This window comes from Streptomyces sp. NPDC017943, assembly GCF_044328425.1.
GTDB classification, from domain to species: Bacteria; Actinomycetota; Actinomycetes; order Streptomycetales; family Streptomycetaceae; genus Streptomyces; species Streptomyces djakartensis_A.
Window position 1 is genome coordinate 294,761 of record NZ_JBIRHH010000008.1, and the last position, 20,448, is coordinate 315,208.

Annotated in this window: 20 protein-coding genes; 12 read left to right on the forward strand and 8 right to left on the reverse strand. The window is 72.8% G+C overall.

Annotated features, from left to right (window positions below):
- Positions 1 to 6: 6 nt before the first annotated feature.
- Positions 7 to 630 (reverse strand): MerR family transcriptional regulator, encoded by a 624-nt coding sequence (locus ACH4C6_RS26305; protein WP_398111148.1) that lies wholly within the window; start codon positions 628 to 630, stop codon positions 7 to 9.
- A gap of 154 nt (positions 631 to 784) precedes the next feature.
- Between ACH4C6_RS26305 and ACH4C6_RS26310 the strand changes: the two genes are divergently transcribed.
- The 4 genes from ACH4C6_RS26310 to ACH4C6_RS26325 all read left to right on the forward strand — a co-directional run bounded on the left by ACH4C6_RS26310 (position 785) and on the right by ACH4C6_RS26325 (position 4,389).
- A complete protein-coding gene (locus ACH4C6_RS26310) occupies positions 785 to 2,314 on the forward strand; it encodes a flavin-containing monooxygenase (RefSeq protein ID WP_398111047.1) in 1,530 nt (509 codons plus the stop codon).
- Positions 2,311 to 3,234 (forward strand): alpha/beta fold hydrolase, encoded by a 924-nt coding sequence (locus ACH4C6_RS26315; RefSeq protein ID WP_398111048.1) that lies wholly within the window; start codon positions 2,311 to 2,313, stop codon positions 3,232 to 3,234. Before ACH4C6_RS26310 ends, ACH4C6_RS26315 begins: the two co-directional genes overlap by 4 nt.
- Positions 3,231 to 4,115 (forward strand): SDR family oxidoreductase, encoded by an 885-nt coding sequence (locus tag ACH4C6_RS26320; protein WP_398111049.1) that lies wholly within the window; start codon positions 3,231 to 3,233, stop codon positions 4,113 to 4,115. Before ACH4C6_RS26315 ends, ACH4C6_RS26320 begins: the two co-directional genes overlap by 4 nt.
- A gap of 76 nt (positions 4,116 to 4,191) precedes the next feature.
- Positions 4,192 to 4,389, forward strand: coding sequence for a hypothetical protein (locus ACH4C6_RS26325; protein ID WP_398111050.1), 198 nt, complete (start codon positions 4,192 to 4,194; stop codon positions 4,387 to 4,389).
- A gap of 60 nt (positions 4,390 to 4,449) precedes the next feature.
- Here the strand turns inward: ACH4C6_RS26325 and ACH4C6_RS26330 are convergent, their stop codons facing one another.
- Positions 4,450 to 7,680, reverse strand: a complete 3,231-nt coding sequence (locus ACH4C6_RS26330) for a S41 family peptidase (RefSeq protein ID WP_398111051.1) — start codon at positions 7,678 to 7,680, stop codon at positions 4,450 to 4,452.
- A gap of 155 nt (positions 7,681 to 7,835) precedes the next feature.
- On the opposite strand from ACH4C6_RS26330, the gene ACH4C6_RS26335 reads away from it, so the two are divergent.
- From ACH4C6_RS26335 to ACH4C6_RS26365, 7 genes are all read left to right on the forward strand, one after another.
- Complete coding sequence (locus tag ACH4C6_RS26335) at positions 7,836 to 8,438, forward strand: TetR/AcrR family transcriptional regulator (RefSeq protein ID WP_398111052.1); 603 nt, start codon at positions 7,836 to 7,838, stop codon at positions 8,436 to 8,438.
- A gap of 96 nt (positions 8,439 to 8,534) precedes the next feature.
- Positions 8,535 to 10,760 (forward strand): MMPL family transporter, encoded by a 2,226-nt coding sequence (locus ACH4C6_RS26340; RefSeq protein ID WP_398111053.1) that lies wholly within the window; start codon positions 8,535 to 8,537, stop codon positions 10,758 to 10,760.
- Positions 10,761 to 10,920: 160 nt separating this feature from the next.
- Positions 10,921 to 11,766 carry a helix-turn-helix domain-containing protein gene (locus ACH4C6_RS26345; RefSeq protein ID WP_398111054.1) on the forward strand — a complete coding sequence of 282 codons (846 nt, stop codon included), beginning with the start codon at positions 10,921 to 10,923 and terminating at the stop codon, positions 11,764 to 11,766.
- Entirely contained in the window at positions 11,763 to 11,948 is a 186-nt protein-coding gene (locus tag ACH4C6_RS26350; protein WP_398111055.1) for a DUF397 domain-containing protein, read from the forward strand. The genes ACH4C6_RS26345 and ACH4C6_RS26350 overlap by 4 nt, the downstream gene beginning before the upstream one ends.
- A 176-nt stretch (positions 11,949 to 12,124) precedes the next feature.
- Positions 12,125 to 12,643 (forward strand): YbaK/EbsC family protein, encoded by a 519-nt coding sequence (locus ACH4C6_RS26355; RefSeq protein WP_398111056.1) that lies wholly within the window; start codon positions 12,125 to 12,127, stop codon positions 12,641 to 12,643.
- Positions 12,640 to 13,485, forward strand: coding sequence for an EamA family transporter (locus ACH4C6_RS26360; protein ID WP_398111057.1), 846 nt, complete (start codon positions 12,640 to 12,642; stop codon positions 13,483 to 13,485). The genes ACH4C6_RS26355 and ACH4C6_RS26360 overlap by 4 nt, the downstream gene beginning before the upstream one ends.
- Before the next feature lie 68 nt (positions 13,486 to 13,553).
- On the forward strand, positions 13,554 to 13,829 hold the full coding sequence (locus ACH4C6_RS26365) for a DUF1876 domain-containing protein (protein WP_369194488.1): 276 nt from the start codon (positions 13,554 to 13,556) through the stop codon (positions 13,827 to 13,829).
- A gap of 22 nt (positions 13,830 to 13,851) precedes the next feature.
- On the opposite strand, the gene ACH4C6_RS26370 is transcribed toward ACH4C6_RS26365, so the two are convergent.
- The 5 genes from ACH4C6_RS26370 to ACH4C6_RS26390 form a co-directional block, all read right to left on the reverse strand.
- The gene (locus ACH4C6_RS26370; protein ID WP_398111058.1) at positions 13,852 to 15,018 is read right to left on the reverse strand and encodes a serine hydrolase domain-containing protein; all 1,167 of its coding nucleotides are present in this window, start codon (positions 15,016 to 15,018) and stop codon (positions 13,852 to 13,854) included.
- A 93-nt stretch (positions 15,019 to 15,111) separates the two neighbouring features.
- Positions 15,112 to 15,573 carry a MarR family winged helix-turn-helix transcriptional regulator gene (locus tag ACH4C6_RS26375; RefSeq protein ID WP_398111059.1) on the reverse strand — a complete coding sequence of 154 codons (462 nt, stop codon included), beginning with the start codon at positions 15,571 to 15,573 and terminating at the stop codon, positions 15,112 to 15,114.
- A gap of 10 nt (positions 15,574 to 15,583) precedes the next feature.
- Entirely contained in the window at positions 15,584 to 16,351 is a 768-nt protein-coding gene (locus ACH4C6_RS26380) for an energy-coupling factor ABC transporter ATP-binding protein (RefSeq protein ID WP_398111060.1), read from the reverse strand.
- A complete protein-coding gene (gene cbiQ / locus ACH4C6_RS26385) occupies positions 16,339 to 17,100 on the reverse strand; it encodes a cobalt ECF transporter T component CbiQ (protein WP_398111061.1) in 762 nt (253 codons plus the stop codon). The genes ACH4C6_RS26380 and cbiQ overlap by 13 nt, the downstream gene beginning before the upstream one ends.
- A 1-nt stretch (position 17,101) precedes the next feature.
- Positions 17,102 to 18,205 carry an energy-coupling factor ABC transporter permease gene (locus ACH4C6_RS26390; protein WP_398111062.1) on the reverse strand — a complete coding sequence of 368 codons (1,104 nt, stop codon included), beginning with the start codon at positions 18,203 to 18,205 and terminating at the stop codon, positions 17,102 to 17,104.
- 169 nt (positions 18,206 to 18,374) lie between these two features.
- On the opposite strand from ACH4C6_RS26390, the gene ACH4C6_RS26395 reads away from it, so the two are divergent.
- Complete coding sequence (locus ACH4C6_RS26395) at positions 18,375 to 18,740, forward strand: SsgA family sporulation/cell division regulator (RefSeq protein ID WP_398111063.1); 366 nt, start codon at positions 18,375 to 18,377, stop codon at positions 18,738 to 18,740.
- 10 nt (positions 18,741 to 18,750) lie between these two features.
- Here ACH4C6_RS26395 and ACH4C6_RS26400 read toward each other — a convergent pair whose 3' ends face one another.
- Positions 18,751 to 20,421, reverse strand: coding sequence for a penicillin-binding transpeptidase domain-containing protein (locus tag ACH4C6_RS26400; RefSeq protein ID WP_398111064.1), 1,671 nt, complete (start codon positions 20,419 to 20,421; stop codon positions 18,751 to 18,753).
- Positions 20,422 to 20,448: the final 27 nt, after the last annotated feature.

The following is a 20,448-nucleotide window of genomic DNA, read 5'->3' on the forward strand; positions in this document are numbered from 1 at the left end:
CCGGCCCTAGGAGTCTCCCGCGCGCATCCGCCGGTCCAGTGCCAGGGACAGTTCCGCTTCCACCACGCTGCGGGCCAGGGGGCGCAGGCGGGGGAGGTCCTGGTGGGTCGCGTGGCGGAGGACCAGGGCCGTGAAGAGGTCGGCCAGGGCGTCGGTGTGGGTGCGGACCTCCTTGGCGGCGGCCAGGACCTCCGCGAGCGGGATGCCCTCGCGGACCAGGGCCGAGGAGACGTCCAGCAGGCGGCGGCTGATGTGCACGATCTCGCCGCCGTCGGTGCCGAGGTAGCCGAGGTCCATCGCGGCCGCGAGGTTCTCGGGGGTGGCCTCGCCGGCGAAGTGGTCGGCCAGTTCCTCGGGGGTGAGGTGGACCGGTTCCTCCTCGGTGGGCGGGCCGACGCCGAGGAGGTCGCCGACGTCCCGGCCGTGGTCGAAGGCCTCGGCCAGTTCGGCGATGCCGCTGAGGGTGTGGCCGCGCTCCAGCAGGGCGGTGATGGTGCGCAACCGGGCCAGGTGGTCGTCGTCGTACCAGGCGATGCGGCCCTCGCGGCGTGGTGGCGGGATCAGCTTGCGTTCGCGGTAGAAGCGCAGGGTGCGCACCGTGATCCCGGCGAGGCGGGCCAGCTCTTCCATGCGGTATTCACGCTTCTCGGCCACCTGGGCACCTTAAGGCGTACCGCCGGTAACTTCCTCGTCCTGCCCCCTACCCATCGGTACGTTCCTGTCCTACGCTCCCATTGCGCCAGTGTTCACTGGCATGGTTCTCGTGGTGTGTGGAGGTGTCGGCATGGGCGAGCGTGAACGCGAGCACGTACGGGTCGCGGTGATCGGATCCGGGTTCGGCGGGCTGGGGGCCGCCGTGCGGCTGCGCCGGGAGGGGATCACCGACTTCGTCGTGCTGGAGCGGGCGAGCAGCGTCGGCGGCACCTGGCGGGACAACAGCTACCCGGGTTGCGCCTGCGACGTGCCCTCGCACCTGTACTCGTTCTCCTTCGCGCCCAACCCCGACTGGCCGCGCACCTTCTCCGGCCAGGAGCACATCCGCGCCTATCTGGAGCATGTGGCGGACACCTTCCGGCTGCGGCCGCACATCCGCTTCGACTCGGAGGTGAAGCGGATGGCCTGGGACGGCGAGCGGCTGTGCTGGGACATCGACACGAGCAGCGGGAGCCTGTCCGCCGACCTGGTCGTGTCGGCCACCGGGCCGCTGTCGGACCCGAAGGTCCCGGACGTCCCGGGCCTGGAGTCCTTCCCCGGCAAGGTGTTCCACTCCGCCCGCTGGGACCACGACTACGACCTGCGCGGCAAGCGCGTCGCCATGGTGGGCACCGGCGCCTCGGCCATCCAGATCGTGCCGTCGATCCAGCCGGAGGTCTCCCGGCTCACCCTCTTCCAGCGCACCCCGCCGTGGGTGATGCCCCGGATGGACCGGGCCGTCAGCGGCGCCGAGCGGTGGCTGCACCGGCAGCTGCCCTTCACCTCGCAGCTGCGCCGCGGACTGCTGTGGGGCATCCGGGAGCTGCAGGTGCAGGCGTTCACCAAGCGCCCGAACGAGCTGGGCTTCGTCGAGCAGCTCGCCAAGCGGAACATGGCCCGGGCGATCAAGGACCCGGCGCTGCGGGCGAAGCTCACGCCGGACTACCGCATCGGCTGCAAGCGGATCCTGCTGTCCAGCGCGTACTACCCGGCCCTCGCGCGGCCCAATGTGGACGTCGTGGCGAGCGGTCTGGCCGAGGTGCGCGGCTCCACCCTGGTCGCCGCCGACGGCAGTGAGGCCGAGGTGGACGCGATCGTCTTCGGCACCGGCTTCCACGTCACCGACATGCCCATCGCCGACCGGGTCGTGGGCGCCGACGGGCGGACGCTGGCCGAGACGTGGCAGGGCGGCATGGAGGCCCTGCGCGGCGCCTCGGCGGCCGGCTTCCCGAACTGGATGACGATCATCGGGCCCAACACGGGCCTGGGGAACTCCTCGATGATCCTCATGATCGAGTCCCAGCTGAACTACCTGGCCGACTTCGTGCGCCAGCTGGACGTGCTGGGCGGCCGGGTCGCCCTCGACGCGCGGCCCGAGGCCGTGCGGGGGTGGAACCACCGCGTGCAGGAACGCATGAGGCGGACGGTGTGGAACACCGGCGGCTGCACCAGCTGGTACCTCGACGCGAGCGGCCGCAACACCACCATCTGGCCCGGGACGACGGCCGAGTTCCGGCGTGCGACGCGGCGCGTGGACCTCGCCGAGTACGACGTGCTGCGGCCGCCCGCGGCCGGCCGGGGCGAGAAGCGTGACGCGACGAAGGCGGGGGTGGACGCGTGAGCCGTCTCCTCCACGTCGACTCCGGGCCCTACGCCCCGCCCGCCCCGGCGCGTGAGCTGACCGCCGTCTCCGCCGACGGCGCCCGGCTGCACGTGGAGGTCCACGGGCCCGAGGGCGCCCCGGCGGTGGTCCTCGCCCACGGCTGGACCTGCTCCACGGCCTTCTGGGCGGCGCAGATCCGCGACCTGGCCGCCGACCACCGGGTCATCGCCTACGACCAGCGCGGCCACGGCCGCAGCCCGGCGAGCCGGGCATGCAGCACCGACGCGCTCGCCGACGACCTGGAAGCCGTCCTCGAAGCCACTCTGGCGCCCGGGGAGCAGGCCGTGATCGCGGGGCACTCCATGGGCGGCATGACCGTCATGGCGGCCGCCGCCCGGGCCGGCTTCCGCGCCCACGCGGCCGCCGTCCTGCTGTGCAGCACGGGCAGTTCGCAGCTGGTGGCGGCCTCCACCGTCGTGCCCCTGCGGCCCGGGCGGCTGCGCACCTGGCTGACCCGGCGGATCCTCGGCTCGCGTGCCCCGCTCGGGCCGGTGACGCCCCTGGCCCGCCGGATCCTCAAGTACGGGACGATGGGGCCGGCTTCGGCGCCGCACATGGTCGAGGCGTGCGCCCGCATCGTGCACGCCTGCCCCCGCACGGTCCGCCACACCTGGTCGCAGGTGCTCGACCTGCTCGATCTCGATTACGGCGTGCGGGAGTTGCGGGTCCCGACGGCGGTCGTCGTCGGGACGGCGGACCGGCTGACGCCGCCGTCGCAGGCCCGGGCGCTGTGCGAGGCGCTGCCGGTGTGCACCGGGATCACCGAACTGCCCGGCATCGGCCACATGGCGCCCATCGAGGCGCCCGAGCAGGTCACCGGGGCGATACGCGAGCTCGTCACCACCCACATCCAGGTCGAATCCGAGGAGAGCGCATGAGCAGGGTCAGCCTCGAGGGCAAGGTCGCCGTGGTGACCGGAGCGGCGCGCGGCGTGGGGGAGTTGCTCGCCCGCAAGCTCTCCGCGCGGGGCGTGAAGGTCGCCCTGGTCGGGCTGGAGCCGGACGCGCTCAAGCAGGTCTCGGCGCGGCTGCACAGCGACAGCGACCACTGGCACGCCGACGTCACCGACCACGAGGAGATGGCGCGGGTCGCCGCGGCGGTCAAGGAGCGCTTCGGCCGGGTGGACATCGTCGTGGCCAACGCCGGTGTGGCGACCGGCGGTCCGTTCGCCGACTCCGACCCGGAGTCGTGGCGGCGGGTGATCGAGGTGAATCTGATCGGCTCGGCGGTGACCGCACGGGCCTTCTTGCCCGCGCTGCTGGAGAGCCGGGGCTATCTGTTGCAGATCGCGTCCCTGGCCGCCATCACCCCGGCGCCGATGATGACCGCGTACTGCGCGTCCAAGTCGGGCGTGGAGGCGTACGCGCACAGTCTGCGGGCCGAGGTCGGGTACCGGGGCGTGGGGGTCGGTGTGGGGTATCTGTCGTGGACGGACACGGACATGGTGCGCGGGGCCGACCAGGACGACGTGATGCGGGAGTTGAGGCAGCGGCTGCCCTGGCCGTCCAACAAGACCTATCCGCTCGGTCCGGCGGTGGACCGGCTGGTGGCGGGGATCGAGCGCCGGTCGGGCCACGTCTACGGGCAGTGGTGGCTGCGGGGGATGCAGGGGGTGCGCGGTTACCTGCCGGCGGTCATCGGGACGGTGGGGCAGCGGGAGATGCGGCGCTTCGCCGACCGGCTGACGGGCATGCGCACGGGCCTGGTGGGGGCCGGTGGCGCGGCCGACGAGCAGCGGCGCACCACGCTCCGTGAGTGATCGACATGCGCAGCGTCACGGCCCGTGTGAATCTGATCGAGCCAGATCCCCTCACCCCCAACGGGAGTGAACCCACATGGGTATGAAGGACCAGTTCCAGGAGAAGTCCGAGCAGTGGCAGAACCAGGCCCGTCAGAAGGCGGACCAGGCTCGCGAGCAGATGCAGGGCCGCGGCCGTCGGCGTGACGAGGACATGGACCCCTCGCAGCCGCAGCGTGACCGTGAGCGTGAGCGCGAGCAGGAGGACCGCTTCGACCAGGACTTCGACGCCTGACGTTGCGTGCTGAGCGGACTGGGGCGCCCCTGTGCGGGGCGCCCCTTTCCCGTGCCGGTGTCAGGAGCGGGGCGGCAGCTTCGGGCGGGAGCGGTCGGGCACGTCGCGGTACGTCGGCGGGGTCGCGGGCGGGTCGGTCTCCAGCAGGCGCAGGGCGAGTTCGACGGCGTCGGTGAGCTGGGCGTGCCGTCCCTCGGCCCAGTCCAGCGGGGTGCGCAGGACGTCGATGTCGGGGGCGACGCCCTTGTTCTCCACGGACCAGCCGTAGGCGTCGAACCAGGCCGCGTTCATCGGCACGGTGATCACGGTGCCGTCGCCCAGGGCGTGCCGGCCGGTCATGCCGACCACTCCGCCCCAGGTGCGCTGGCCCACCACGGGTCCCAGCCCGAGCAGCTTGAACGCGGCGGTGATCATGTCGCCGTCGGAGGAGGTCGCCTCGTCGGCCAGGGCCACCACCGGGCCGCGGGGCGCGTTGGAGGTGTACGAGACGGGCTGGGCGTCCCGGGTCAGGTCCCAGCCCAGGACGGTCCGGCTCAGCGTCTCGACGACCAGCTCGCTGATGTGGCCGCCGGCGTTGCCGCGCACGTCCACGATCAGGGCGGGCCGGGATACCTCCATGCGCAGGTCGCGGTTGAACTGCGCCCAGCCGGAGCCGCCCATGTCGGGGATGTGCAGGTAGCCGCAGCGGCCGCCGCTCAACTCGCGGACCACTTCGCGGCGTTTGGCCACCCAGTCCTGGTAGCGCAGCGGCCGTTCGTCGGTCAGCGGGACCACGGCGACGCGGCGGGGCGCTCCCGTGCCCCCGGCGGGGGTGAAGGTCAGTTCCACGGTCGTCCCGCCGGCTCCGGCCAGCAGCGGGTAGGGGCCCGTGCCGGGGTCCACCGGGCGGCCGTCGACGTGGGTGAGGACCGCGCCCTCGCGGATGCCGGTTCCGGCGAGCGGGGAGCGGGCCTTGGAGTCGGAGGAGTCGCCGGGCAGGATCCGCTTGACGGTCCAGCCGCCGTCGCGGCACACGAGGTTCGCGCCCAGCAGGCCCTGGCGGCGCTGGTAGTGCGGCGGGCCCTCGTTGCGCCGGGCGGCCGTCACGTAGGCGTGGGACGTGCCGAGTTCGCCCAGCACCTCGCGCAGCAGGTCCGCGAACTCGTCCGGGGACGCGACCCGTTCGACCAGCGGGCGGTACTGGTCCAGCACCCCGTCCCAGTCGATACCGCACATGCCGGGGTCCCAGAAGTAGGCCCGGATCAGCCGTCCGGCCTCCTCGTACGCCTGCCGCCATTCCGCCCCGGGGTCGACGGTGTGCAGGATGCGGCGTGCGTCGATCCACACCGTCGAGTCGGAGTCGCCCGGTTCGTGGGACGGGACGGCGCGCAGGTCGCCCTCGTCGACGATCACCAGCCGGGTGCCGTCGCCGCTGACGGCGAACCCGTCCAGGTGTTGGGCGAGTTCGGACCTGCGGCCCTTGGTGAGGGTGAAGTGCTCCAGGGTGGGCCGGCCGGTGGTGTCGTCCGGGTTGGCGAAGGTCTCGCCGAGCGCGCCGGAGATCGGCCAGCGCAGCCACACCAGGCCGCCGCCCGCCACCGGGTGCAGCGCCGAGTACTTGGAGGCGGCCACCGGGAAGGGGGTGACCCGGCTCTCCAGGCCCTCGACCTCCACGGTCACGGCCCCGTTCTCGCCGTTGCCGTCGTCCTCGACGGGGTCCAGGCCCCCGGCGGCCGGGCGTCCCTCGGGGTTCACCGCGAACGGGGAGGGCGTCGCGGAGGACAGCGGCACCAGGTAGGGGCGGCAGCCCAGGGGGAAGGACAGGTCGCCGGTGTGCACGTCGTAGACGGGGTCGAAGCCGCGCCAGGAGAGGAAGGCGAGGTAGCGGCCGTCGCGGGTGAAGACCGGGTTCTCGTCCTCGAAGCGGCCGTTGGTGACGTCGGTGACGAACCCGTCGGCGATCCTGGCGAGTCTGATCTGCCGCAGGGTCCGGCCGATGCCCGGGTGCGACCAGGTCAGCCACGCCCCGTCCGGGGAGAACGCCAGGTCGCGCACGGGGCCGTTGTCCGACCTGGTCAGCTCGGTGACCTCGCCGGCGGCGTCCTCGCCCACGTCCACCAGCAGCAGCCGGCCGTCGTGCGCGGCGACCGCGAGCCGCTCGCCCTCGGGGTCCGCGACCAGTTCCCGCACCCGCCCCAGCGCGCCCTGCGCCAGCCGCCTGGGTGTCCGGGCACCGCTGGCCCGGGGCAGGAAGGCGATCTCGACGGCGTCCTCGCCGCCGGCGTCGGTCACGTACGCCACCCGGCCGCTGCCGCCGAGCATCTCCGGCAGCCGCACCCGCACGCCGGGGGTGTCGGCGAGGGCGCGGGCGGGGCCGTCGCGGTGGGTGAGCCAGTACAGGCTGCCGCGTACGACGACCGCGCAGGCGCGCCCGGTCTCGTCGACCGCGATCCCGTCGAGGTGCTGGGAGGCCGCCACCTGGTAGGGGCGCCGCCCGGCGCGCGGTCCGCCCAGCCGGACGTCCAGCCGGCGCGGCACGGCGTCCGGCGCCAGGTCGTCCACCAGCCACAGGTCGCCCGCGCACTGGTACACCACGCGGGTGCCGTCGCTGGACGCGTGGCGGGCGTAGAAGGAGTCGTGGTCGGTGTGGCGGCGCAGGTCGGAGCCGTCGTGGGCGCAGGAGTAGAGGTTGCCGACGCCCTCGTGGTCGGAGAGGAAGGCGATCCGGCCGCCGACGAGCATGGGGGAGTGCAGATGGCCGTCGAGGCCGTCGAGGAGCCGCTCGCCGTGCAGCCACAGCCGGCCAGTCGCCCCGCCGCGGTAGCGCTTCCACGAGGCCGGTTCGTGCGGCGGGGTGCCGGTGAGCAGCAGCGACCTGCGCTCTCCCGCGAGGTCGGCGACCTGGATGTCGGAGACCGGGCCCCAGGGCAGTTTGCGGCCCGGGTCGCCCTCGGGGGAGAGCTTGTAGGCCCAGGTGAAGAACGAGAAGGGCTCGCCGTGCGAGGCCACGGCCAGGATGTCGCCGTCCGGGGTCCAGCCGCAGACCCGGGTGTCGGCGCTGCCCCAGTGGCTGACCTGCCGGGCCGGGCCGCCGTCCACCGGGGCGAGGTGGACCTCGGGTACCAGGGTGCGCCAGCTCGTGAACGCGAGGTGGCGGCCGTCGGGCGAGAAGCGCGGGTGGCCCACCTTGGTGCGGTCCACGGTGAGCCGCCGGGCGCGCCCGGAGCCGTCGAGGGGGGCGAGCCAGAGGTCGTCCTCGGCCACGAAGCAGAGCACGTCGTCATGGAGGTGCGGCAGACGCAGATAGGTCACTCGACCATGCTTTGCCCGGGTATGGCGACCAGCAAGTCGTGACAAGTACGGCACCGTGACCCACGACACGTACGAAACGGTTTCGTTTCCTTAAGCCCTGGGGTACCTTCGTGGTGTACGAAACCGTGTCGTTCCGGAGCAGGAAGGTGAGCACGATGGCCGAGGTCGCCGCCGCGCGACGCAGCCGGATCACCCCCGAGCGCGAGGCCGAGCTGTACACGGCCGTGCTCGACCTGCTCCGCGAGGTCGGTTACGACGCCCTCACCATGGACGCCGTGGCCGCCCGCACCCGGTCCAGCAAGGCCACGCTCTACCGCCAGTGGGGCGGCAAGCCGGAGCTGGTGGCGAAGGCGATCCGGCACAACAAACCGGGCGGCACCGCCGACGTCGACACCGGATCCCTGCGGGGCGACCTGCACGCCCTCACGGCACGGGAGGACGACTGCGCCATGCAGCAGAACGCCGCGCTGATGCGGGGCCTGTTCATGGCGGTGCACGGCAACCCGGATCTCCTCCAGGCGTTCAAGGAACTGCTCATCGAACCCGAGATGGAGGAGTTCCACCGGGTGGTGCAGCGGGCCGTCGACCGCGGCGAGATCCAGGCCGGCCGCCCGGCGCTGGACTACATCGTGCACATGCTGGTGGGCGCGTTCGCCACCCGCACGCTGATCGACGACCAGCCGCCCACCCAGGCCTTCCTCATCTCGTACATCGACGCCGTGGTCCTCCCCGCCCTCGGCGTCCCCACCACCGACTAGTCCCCAGCTAGCCCTCCACCTGACGTCCACCGCTCACGTCGTCGGGCTGGTCCCCCCTGCCCTGAAGACCCACGACCTGACCGGGAGTACGCCCTCGTGGCCACTTTCCTCTACAAACTCGGCCGGCTCTCGTTCCGGCGGCGGCACCTCGTCGCCCTGATATGGGTGGCACTGCTGGCCCTCGCCGGGGCCGGCGCGGCCAGTGCCCCCACCGCGGGCAACAGCTCGTTCTCCATCCCCGGCACCGAGGCCCAGAAGGCCTTCGACCTGCTGGAGCAGCGCTTCCCCGGCACCAGTGCCGACGGCGCCACCGCCCGGGTCGTCTTCAAGGCGCCCGGCGGCGAGAAGATGACCGACCCCGGCAACAAGGCGACCGTCCAGGACACCGTCGAGGAACTGTCCGACGGTTCCGAGGTCGCCGCCGTCACCGACCCCTACCGGGCCAAGGCCGTCAGCAAGGACGGCACGATCGCCTACGCGCAGGTGTCCTACAAGGTCTCCGGCATGGAGCTGGACGACGCCGCCAAGGACGCCCTGGAGGACAGCGCGCAGCACGCCCGCCAGGCCGGGCTGACCGTCGAGATCGGCGGTGACGCGCTCCAGGCGGTGCCGCACACCGGCTCCAGCGAGGTCATCGGCATCGCGGTCGCCGCCGTCGTCCTGGTCATCACCTTCGGCTCGCTCGTCGCGGCCGGCCTGCCGCTGCTGACGGCGCTCATCGGTGTCGGCATCGGCGTGTCCACCATCACCGCGCTGGCCAGCGCCCTGGACCTGGGCTCGACCACCTCCATCCTCGCCATGATGATCGGCCTCGCGGTCGGCATCGACTACGCCCTGTTCATCGTCTCCCGCTACCGCGCCGAACTGGCCGAGGGCCGCGAGCGCGAGGAGGCGGCGGGCCGGGCCGTCGGCACGGCCGGCTCCGCGGTGGTCTTCGCCGGCCTCACCGTGGTGATCGCCCTGGTGGGCCTCGCCGTGGTCAACATCCCGATGCTCACCAAGATGGGCGTCGCGGCGGCCGGCACGGTGGCCATCGCCGTGCTGATCGCCCTGACCATGGTCCCGGCGCTGCTCGGCTACGCGGGCCGCAGGGTCAAGCCGATGGGGGAGAAGGGCAGGCTGGCGGGCCGGGCCAAGAAGCGCGGCCACTCCGGCGGTGCGGACGAGCCCGCCCGGCCCAACCTGGGCACGCGCTGGGCGAGCTTCGTCGTCCGCCGTCCCCTCGCCGTCCTGCTGCTCGGTGTCGTCGGCCTCGGCGCGGCGGCCGTCCCGGCGGCCGACCTGGAGCTGGGTCTGCCCGACGACGGGTCCCAGCCCACCTCGACCACCCAGCGGCGCGCCTACGACCTGCTGTCCGAGGGCTTCGGGCCGGGCTTCAACGGCCCGCTGATGGTCGTGGTCGACGCCAAGGGCAGCGACGACCCCAAGGCCGCCTTCACCGCGGTCGGCGACGAGATCAAGGGCCTGAAGGACGTGGTGACGGTGACGCCGCCCGCGCCCAACAAGGCCGGCGACACCGCCACCATCACCGTGATCCCCGGCTCCCAGCCGTCCTCGCCGTCCACGGAGAACCTGGTGCACGGCATCCGCGACGCGGGCGCCGGCATCCAGGCCGACACGGACGCGAACGTGCTGGTCACCGGCAGCACGGCCATGAACATCGACGTCAGCCAGAAGCTCAACGACGCCCTGGTGCCCTACCTGGTCCTGGTGGTCGGCCTGGCGTTCCTGCTGCTCATCGTGGTGTTCCGCTCCATCCTCGTCCCGCTCAAGGCGGCCCTCGGCTTCCTGCTGTCGGTGCTGGCGGCCCTCGGCGCGGTCGTCGCGGTCTTCCAGTGGGGCTGGCTGTCGGGCCTGATGGGCGTGGAGCAGACGGGCCCGGTCATGTCGATGATGCCGATCTTCATGGTCGGCGTGGTCTTCGGTCTGGCCATGGACTACGAGGTGTTCCTCGTGACCCGCATGCGGGAGGCCTACGTCCACGGCGAGAAGCCGGCCCAGGCCGTGGTCACCGGCTTCCGCCACGGCGCCCGGGTCGTCACCGCCGCCGCCGTGATCATGATGGCCGTGTTCGCCGGCTTCATCGGCTCCTCCGAGTCGATGGTCAAGATGATCGGCTTCGGCCTCGCGATCGCCGTGCTGTTCGACGCGTTCGTCGTCCGCATGGCCATCGTCCCGGCGGTCCTGGCGCTCCTCGGCCGCCGGGCCTGGTGGCTGCCCACGTGGCTGGACCGGGCCCTGCCCAACGTCGACGTGGAGGGCGAGGGCCTGCGCGCCGCCTCCGGCGACGACGACGGCGACCGGGAACTGGTCCGCGTCTGACGACGCGTGAGAGACCGGCCGGTGAGGGCGCACCGAGGAACGGTGCGCCCTCACCGGCGGTGTGGGGGAGCAGGTCGCCGCCGGAAGTCCCGAGCTTGTCTCGTGCTGTCCCGGCTGTCCCGGTCGTTGTACGGGTACGGCTGCGCGATGGAGGTGGGGCATGAACGAGGCTGTCGACGAGGCCGGCTGGGACGTAGAGCCGGGCGACGAGATCGAGCCGTTGGTCCAGGCGGTGGGGAAGCTGCTGAAGGTGTGCCGGGAGGCGGCGGGACTGCGGGTCGCCGAGCTGGGCGAGATGCTCGGCTACGGCGAGGACATGATCCGCAAGATGGAACGGGGAACGCGCATTCCCCGGCCGGAGTACCTGGACAGGGCGGACCGGGTGCTGAACGCCCAGGGGCATCTGAGGGCGTTCGCGAAGGACATGGAGCGGGCCCGGTACCCGAAGAAGGTGCGGGAGCTGGCGGAGCTGGAGGGGCGGGCGGTGGAGATGCTGCTCTACAGCCACCACAACATCCACGGGCTCTTGCAGACGCCGGAGTATGCGAGGGCGTTGTTCGAGATGCACCAGCCCGCGTACGCGCCGAGCGAGGTCGAGCGGGGCGTGGCCGCGCGTGTGGCCCGCAAGTCGGTCTTCGAGCGGGAGCCCGCTCCCATGCTCAGTTTCGTCCAGGAGCAGGTGACGCTGGAGCGCCCTCACGGTGGGAGGATGGTCCTGCGTCGACAGCTGGAACACCTCTTGAAAGTCGGGCAGTTGAGGAACGTCGTGCTCCAGGTCATGCCGACCGACCGTGAGGAGCACGCGGGAGTCCAGGGCTTGATCGAGGTACTGAAGTTCGCCGACGGCACGGCCATCGGACGTTCTGAAGGTGCGTTCAACGGCCGCCCGGTCTCAAGTGCTCGGGATCTCCGCATCCTTGAGATGCGCTATGGAATGATCCGGGCGCAGGCTCTCACGCCGAGGGAGTCGCTGGCCTTCATCGAGCGGCAGCTAGGAGAACTATGAGTGTCCCGGAACTCCACTGGTTCAAGAGCAGCTACAGCAGCAGCAGTGACATAAACGACTGCGTCGAGGTCGCCCACACCCCCGCCGTGATCCACGTCCGGGACTCCAAGACCCCGGGGACCCCCCACGTGACGATCGCCTCCGCCACGTGGGAGTCGTTCCTCGCGTACGTCACCGAGTGACAGCCGGCCTGACCCGGGTTTCTGCGCATCGGCACCCTTCTCGTGGCGGTCTCCGGACTGTCCGGCACCACCTACCCGGTCGGGACCGCGTGGGAGTTCGCCGATGTGCGCCCGGAGGACTCCACCAGCTGAAACGGCCTCGCGTGTGCCCTACACGCACCGATAGCGTGCTCCGCATGACGACGACAGCCGCCACTGACGCCGACAGCTCCGGAGCGCACCCCCGTTTCGCCGAGGCCCTGCGGAACCTCGGACTCGACCACCTCGTGGGCCGGGTCCGACGCTTCCCGGACGCCACCCGCACCGCCGCCGAGGCCGCCGCCGCGGTCGGCTGCGAGCTGAGCCAGATCTGCAAGTCGCTGATCTTCGCCGCGGACCGGGAACCCGTGCTGGTCCTCATGGACGGCGCCTCCCGCGTGGACCTCGACCTCGTGCGCGAGGAACTGGGCGCCGGCAAGGTCACCCGCGCCAAGGCGGAGGTCGTGCGCGAGACCACCGGGTACGCCATCGGCGGGGTGCCGCCCTTCGGCCACCGGACCAGGACGCGGGTGCTCGCCGACCGGTCCCTGCTGGAGCACGACCTCGTCTGGGCCGCGGCCGGGACACCGCACACCGTCTTCCCGATCGCCCCCGGCGACCTGGTCACCCACGCCCGCGCCACCCTCGTGGACGTCCGCGAGCGCACCGCCCCGTGACCCCCCTGGTCACCTCCGCCGTCCTGCTGGCCGCGGTCACCCACGCCGGCTGGAACGCCCTCGCCCACCACATCACCGACAAGCTGGCCGGCTTCACCCTGATCTCGGGCGGCGGACTGCTCATCGGGCTGGCGATGACGCCCTTCGTACCCCAGCCCGCACCCGGCGCCTGGCCGTACCTGCTGGGCTCGGCCGCCCTCCACATCGCCTACTACGCCCTGCTGATGACGTCCTTCCGGCTGGGCGACTTCGGGCAGGCCTATCCGATCGCCCGCGGCACCGCGCCCCTGGTCGTGACGGTCCTGGCCGCCCTCTTCGCCCACGAGGTGCCCGACGGGTGGGCCGCCGCGGGCGTGGCCCTGTCCTGCGCCGGGCTGACCGGGGTGGCCCTGTGGGGGCTGCGCGGCCGCCGGCCCGACTGGGCGGCCATCGGGGCGGCCCTGGCGACCGGGCTGGCGATCGCCGCGTACACGGTCGTCGACGGGCTCGGCGTGCGCGCCTCCGGCTCGCCCCTGGGGTACATCGCCTGGCTGATGGCCGTGCAGGGCCTGGTCATCCCGGCGTACGCGCTCTGCCACTGGCGCGGCGGGACCGCCCACATCCTGCGGCCCTTCGCCTGGATCGGACTGGCCGGGGCGGCCCTGTCGGTCGCCGCCTACGCCCTGGTGCTGTGGGCCCAGACCCGGGCCGCGCTCGCGCCCGTCGCGGCGTTGCGCGAATCGTCGATCATCGTCGGGGCGGCCATCGGCGCGGTGTTCTTCAAGGAGCGGTTCGGGGCGCCCAGGATCGCGGCGGCCGGGCTGCTCGTCGTCGGGATCGGGCTGATGCTGCACGCCGGATAGGGCCGGTGGGATGCGCTGCGGCACCTGGCGGGAGCACCCTGGAAGCAAGCGCTCCGGAGGTGATCCGCATGATGCACACCGCAGTCGGATGGCACGTCGAGATGGAGTTCATGGAGGACGACCAGCGCACGAGGGCCGCCGCGATGGTCCGCCTGCCCGACGGCACCGAGGTACGGGCGCACGGGCACGCGAACCGGCACCGCTCCGACGCCAATCAGCCCCGGATCGGCGAGGAGATCGCCGCGGCCCGGGCGCTCAACGAACTCGCCATGCAGTTGCTGACCAAGGCCCACGAGGAGATCGACCAGGCGTCCGGGCGGACCTCCCACCCGATCCACGTCTAGCCGGTGGCGCCCCCCGGCGCCCTCACGGCAGGTCCAGCGCCCCGCGCACCGCCCGCAGCAGGCTCTGCGCGCGCGGGTCGGCCGTCACCGACGTGCGCAGGCCGTTGGTGACGTAGCCGAACGCGATGCCGGTCTCCGGGTCGGCCAGGCCCAGCGCGCCGCCGCGGCCCGGATGGCCGAAGGACCCCGGCGTGAGCAGCGGCGAGGCGCTGCCGTGCAGCATGTAGCCGAGGCCGAAGCGGGTGCCGACCACCAGGACCCGGTCGGGGCCCGCGGACTCCTCGGCCCGGGCCAGCTCCACCGTCTCCGGCGTGAACAGCCGGGCGGAACCGGCCGTGTCGCCGATCAGTGCGGCGTAGAAGCGGGCCAGTCCGTCCGCCGTGGCGACGGCGTTCGTGGCGGGCAGGGCCGCCGCGAGGTAGGCCGGGTCGTTCTGCTCCGGGAACGGGGTGATGGCGGCGAAGGCCCGCCGGGTCAGGGACTCCGGGTCCTCGTAGGCCCGGGTCACCGAGGGCTTGGGGCGGGCCCGCAGGCCCCCGGCCGGCTCGGCGCCCTCGACCCGGCCCACCCGCCCGGCCCGGCCGGCCCGCGAGGGGGGCAGGCCCAGCCAGAGGTCCAGCTCCAGCGGGCCGGTGACCTGGGCCGCGAGCCACTCGCCGGCCGACTGCCCGGTCACCCGCCGCACGATCTCGTCGACCAGCCAGCCGTAGGTCAGCGCGTGGTAGCCGTGGTCGGTCCCGGGCTCCCAGACGGGGGCCTGGGCGGCGACCGCCTGCGGGCCCTTCAGCGGGTCGAGGGCCTCCTGCGGGCTGAGCGGCCGGTCCAGGACGGGCAGACCCGCCCGGTGGTTCAGCACGTGCCGCACCAGCACGCCCTCCTTGCCCCGCGCCTTGAACTCCGGCCAGTACCGGCCCACCGGCGCGTCCAGGTCCAGCTGCCCGCGCTGGTGCAGCAGCAGGAGCACGGCGGCGGCCACGCCCTTCGTCGCCGAGCGCACGACCTGGGCGGTGTCCCGCTGCCACGGCTCGGTGCCGTCGACGTCCTTCGTGCCGCCCCACAGGTCGACGACCCGCTGTCCGTGCCGGTACACCGCGACGGCCGCGCCCCGGTCCCCGAGCGCGTCGAAGTTCCGGACGAACGCCTCCCTCACCGGCTCGAAGCCCTCGGCCACAGTGCCGTGCACGTCCACGTCCGTCACTCCTCGATCCCGCTGCGGTGGCGCTGTCTCCCTCTCACCCAAGCAGGACGGTCACGTCGATGTTCCCCCGGGTCGCGTTCGGGATCACAGGCTCCGGTCCGCCGCCGACCCCGCCCGCGCGGTCAGGTGCCACAGCTCCTCGCGCAGCCGCACCACCTCCGCCTCGCCGAGCCCCGTCGCCGCGAGCAGCGCGCCGGGCACCCGCCCCGCCCGCTCCCGCAGCTCCTCCCCGCGCCCCGTCGGCGCCACCAGCACCGACCGCTCGTCGCGCGCGGAGCGCTCCCGCCGCACCAGGCCCGCCGCCTCCAGCCGCTTCAGCAGCGGCGAGACGGTCCCGTAGTCCAGGCGCAGGGCCCCGGCCAGCTCCTTCACCGGGGCCTCCCCGCGCTCCCACAGCACCAGCAGCACCAGGTACTGCGGATAGGTCAGGCCGAGGTCGTCGAGGAGCGGGCGGTACGCGGCCGTCACGGCCCGCTGCGCGGCGTACAGCGCGAAGCACAGCTGCTCGTCCAGCAGCGGTGGGCGCTCGGTCTCCTCGTCGGTCACGCGCCCATTGTCACGGACGGGCCGGGGCGGCCGGCACGGAACGCGGATCGAACCCGAACGGCAGCTCCAGCCGGTGCGCCCGCATCAGCTCGGCGTCGGAGAGCAGCCCGCCCGTCGGGCCGTCCGCCACGATCACCCCGTCGCTGAGCACCAGGGCGCGGGGGCACAGCTCCAGGGCGTACGGCAGGTCGTGGGTCACCATCAGCACCGTCACGTCGAGCGAGCGCAGGATGTCGGCCAGCTCGCGGCGCGAGGCCGGGTCCAGATTGGAAGACGGCTCGTCGAGGACGAGGATCTCCGGCTCCATCGCCAGCACGGTCGCCACCGCCACCCGGCGGCGCTGGCCGAAGGAGAGGTGGTGCGGGGGCCGGTCCTTGAACTCCCGCATGCCGACCCGCTCCAGCGCCCGGTCCACGCGGCGCTCCAGCTCCGGCCCCTTCAGCCCGGCGGCCGCCGGCCCGAACGCGACGTCCTCGCGCACGGTCGGCATGAACAGCTGGTCGTCCGGGTCCTGGAAGACGATGCCCACCCGGCGCCGCACCTCGGCCATGTGCCGCTTGTCCACGGGCAGCCCGGCCACCCGCACCGCGCCGGTCCCGCCGCTCAGGATGCCGTTGAGGTGCAGCACCAGGGTCGTCTTGCCGGCGCCGTTCGGCCCGAGCAGCGCGACCCGCTCGCCGCGCTCGATCGAGAAGTCGACGCCGAAGAGGGCCTGGTGCCCGTCGGGGTAGGCGAAGGCGAGGCCCGAGACCTCGAGGGAAGCAGTCACAGGGTCCATCCCAGCAGACAGACGACGAGGGCCGCGCCCGGGAGGGCCAGGGCGTGACGCCACTGCGCCCGGGACGCGGTCACCTCGTCGATGACCGGCATGGAACCGGCGTACCCGCGGCTGACCATCGCCAGGTGCACCCGCTCACCGCGCTCGTAGGACCGGATGAACAGCGCGCCCGCCGACTTGGCGAGCACCCCCCAGTGCCGCACGCCCCTGGCCTCGAAGCCGCGGGACTCCCGGGCGATGCGCATGCGCCGCATCTCGTCCGTGATGACGTCGCCGTAGCGGATCATGAACGACGCGATCTGCACCAGCAGCGGCGGGAGCCTCAGGCGCTGGAGCCCCAGGAGGAGTTCGCGCAGTTCGGTGGTGGCGGCCAGCAGCACCGAGGCGGCGACGCCGAGCGTGCCCTTGGCCAGCACGTTCCAGGCGCCCCACAGGCCGTTCACGCTCAGGGACAGGCCGAGGACGTCGACCCGCTCGCCCTCCGCCACGAACGGCATGAGCACCGCGAACGCGACGAACGGCACCTCGATCAGCAGCCGGCGCAGCAGGAAGCCCGCGGGCACACGCGCCGCGTACGCCACCGCCCCCAGCAGCACCGCGTACAGCCCGAACGCCCACATCGCCTCGCGCGGGGTCGTCACCACGACGACCACGAAGGCGAAGACGGCGGCGAGTTTGGTGTGCGGCGGCAGACCGTGCACGGGCGAGTGCCCGTGCCGGTACAGCTTGTGCGCGTGTCCCGCTCCCACGTCAGACGCCAGGGGTGCGGGAGCCGGCCGAGGCGTCCGCCGAGTCCCCGTCGCCCGTCGCGTTCACGGTGTCGGACGGAGACGTGTCACCGTTCCGACGGCGGCGGACGGCCCAGAAGACGGTGCTGCCCGCGACGACCGTGACCCCCACGCCGATGACGCCGGCCAGCCCCCCGGACAGGCGGGCGTCGTCGACGTCCTTGACGCCGTAGTCGGCGAGCGGGGAGTCGGCCGCCGCGTGTTCCTCGGTCTTCTCGTCGATGCCGTTGTCGCCGGCGACCTTCTCCAGGCCGTCGGGGTTCGCGGAGGCGTAGAAGCTGACGAACCCGGCGAGGACCAGCGAGGTGACCAGGCCGGCGGCCCACACCGTGCGGTGGGAGGACCGGGCGGCGACGGGTTCGGGCGCGGCCTGCGGCGCGTCGACCAGCTCGCCGTTCACCCGCAGCTTCAACTTCCGCGTGAGGCCCCGCGCCCCGTACACCAGGTCCGGGCGCACGGCGACGACGGCGCCGACGGTCAGCGCGGTGATGACGGCCTCGCCGATGCCGATGAGCAGGTGCACGCCGATCATGGCGGTGGCGACCTTGCCGATCGAGACGTCCGTGGTACCGCCGACGGCGTACATCAGCGTGAAGACCAGCGCGGCGGCCGGCACGGACAGCAGGGCGGCGACGAAGGAGGCGGCGGTCACCGTCCGGCGCGTGCGGGGCAGCACCTTCACCAGGCCGCGGAAGACGGCGTAGGCCACGACCACCGTGACGATCGCCATGTTGGTGATGTTCACGCCCAGCGCGGTCAGCCCGCCGTCCGCGAACAGGATGCCCTGCATCAGCAGGACGACGGACACGCACAGGACCCCGGTGAAGGGGCCGACGAGTATCGCGGCGAGGGCCCCGCCGAGCAGATGCCCGCTGGTGCCCGCCGCGACGGGGAAGTTCAGCATCTGCACCGCGAAGATGAACGCCGCGACCAGGCCGGCCAGCGGGGCCGTGCGCTCGTCGAGTTCGCGGCGGGCGCCGCGCAGGCTCACGGCGATGGCCGCCGCGGCGAGCACACCGGTGGCGGCGGAGGTGGGGGCGTCGATGAATCCGTCAGGTACGTGCACTGTTCGATGATGTGGCTTGATGCGAACGATGTGCAAGAGCGTGCCGCTCGTTTTATCTCATCCGTGAGATGTGCATCCTCAAAGGGTGAAAACCGGAAAATATGGGACATTGGAGAGGTGGTGGCTGCACATCCTCCACGACGGTGGCGCACGGTGAAAGGGCTGTCCGATGTCCGTAGTCGAGCAGTACGCGCGAGCCCACATCATCACGGAGACGGCGGTGCCCCTGATCGACGAACTCCAGGCGGTCCCGGTCAGTCTTCGGTACGACCCCGACGGCGATCCCCGCTGCGTCACCGTGCGGCTGCCCGGCGCCGGCGGGCGCGAGTGGCGGTTCGACCGCCGCCTGCTGGAGGAGGGGCTGCGCAGCCCGGCGGGCAGCGGTGAGGTGCGGGTCTGGCCCTGCGGCCGGGTGCAGACGATCGTCGAGTTCCACTCCGCCCAGGGCGTGTCGGTGGTGCAGTTCGAGCGGCCGACGCTGCTGCGGTTCCTGCGGCGGACCTACACGGCCGCCGCCGAACCCGTCACCCACTGACCCTGCGGCCTCAGCCGCCGGCCTTCAGCAGCGCCGCCACGATGGGCCCGGCCGTGGATCCGCCGTGCCCGCCCTGCTGGACCACACCCGCCGCGGCGAGGTCGCCCCGGTAGGCCGTGAACCAGCCGTTCGGCTTCCTCTGCCCGTCGACCTCGGCCGATCCCGTCTTGGCGCCCGTGTCGCCGCCGACCCCGGCCATCGCCTCGGCGGCCGTGCCGTACCGGGCCGTGTACGACATCAGCTCGCGCAGCTGCGACAGGGTTTTCGCCGACATCGTGCGGGACGCGGTGGCGAGCTCGCGCCCGTCGACGTCCGGGGAGACCAGGTAGGGCTGGTGGAAGGTGCCGGCCTTCACGGTCGCCGACACCGACGCCATGTTCAGCGGGTTCATCCGCACCCCGCCCTGGCCGATCAGCGACGCCCCCATCTGCGCGGCCGACTGCACCGGCACCGCACCGTCGAAGGACGGCACCCCGATCGCCCAGTTGCCCAGCCCCAGACCGAACACCTGCTGGGCCTGCTTGGTGAGGTCGTCGTTCTTCAGCTTCGGCGCCTGGCTGATGAAGGCCGTGTTGCAGGAGCGGGCGAAGCTCGCCTTGAAGGTGCCGCCCTTGATCTCGAACTTGTCGTCGTTCTGGAACTTCCAGTGCCCGTAGGTGAAGTACTTGGGGCACGGGTGCTTCTTGTCGGCCGACGCCAGGCCCTTCTCGATCAGCAGCGAGGAGGTGACGACCTTCATCGTCGACCCGGGCGCCAGGGAGCCCTGGAGGGCGGTGTTGAAGCCCCGGGAGGCGTTCGCGGCGGCCAGGATCTCACCCGTCGACACCCGCAGCACGGCCACCGACGACCGGGCCTTGCGGGCGACCTGCCGCTCGGCCGCCGCCTGGAGACCGGGGTCGAGGGTCGTCCTGACCGTGCCCGGGGTGCCCTCGCTCAGCTCCACCAGCGTCTTGTCGGACAGGTCCTTGCCCTTGGCGGCCTTCCCGCGCACGACGCGCAGCTCGATGCCGGCCGTGCCGCCGGCCTCCTTGCCGTACTTCTCGCGCAGGCCGTCCAGGAGCGGGCCGATGGAGGCGTACTTCGCGGTGGTGAGTTCGCCGCCGTCGCGGTCCAGCGCCTTCACCGGGGGCGTGCCCGCCTCGCCGGTGACCAGCCGGTCGCCGTCCTTCAGGTCCGGGTGGACGACCGTCGCGTGCCAGTCGACCACGGGCTTGCCGTCACCGGCGCGGCGTACGACGGTCAGCGCGCTGTCGTAGGCCAGCGGCTTGTCGGTGCCCTTGTGGGAGACGGTGCCCTTGACGGCGAACGGCACCTCGGCGCCGCTGGGCCGGCCCGGGGTCAGGGTGACGTCCTTGATGTGGGCGTCCTTGCTGTAGCCGGTGAGCAGGGCCTTCGCCGCGGCGGTGTCGTCGGTGGCGGCGGCGGCCCGCGCGACCTCGCCGGACTGCCAGGCGCCGAGGAAGGCGCGGGCGGCGGCGGTGACCTCGGTGCGGGCCAGCGGGCCCGTCCTGACCTCGGGCTTCTCGTCCGACACCGCGCGTGACCCGCTGTCGGCCGCGGTGTCGCCGCCGAACAGCGCGTAGGCGCCGAACCCGGCTCCGCCGACGACGACGGCGAGCACCGAGCCGATCACCGCGGGGTTCGTCTTCCGTCGCTCGGCGACGCGCCTTCTGTTGCCCACTGCTGTTCGTTCCTCCGCAAGTCCCCT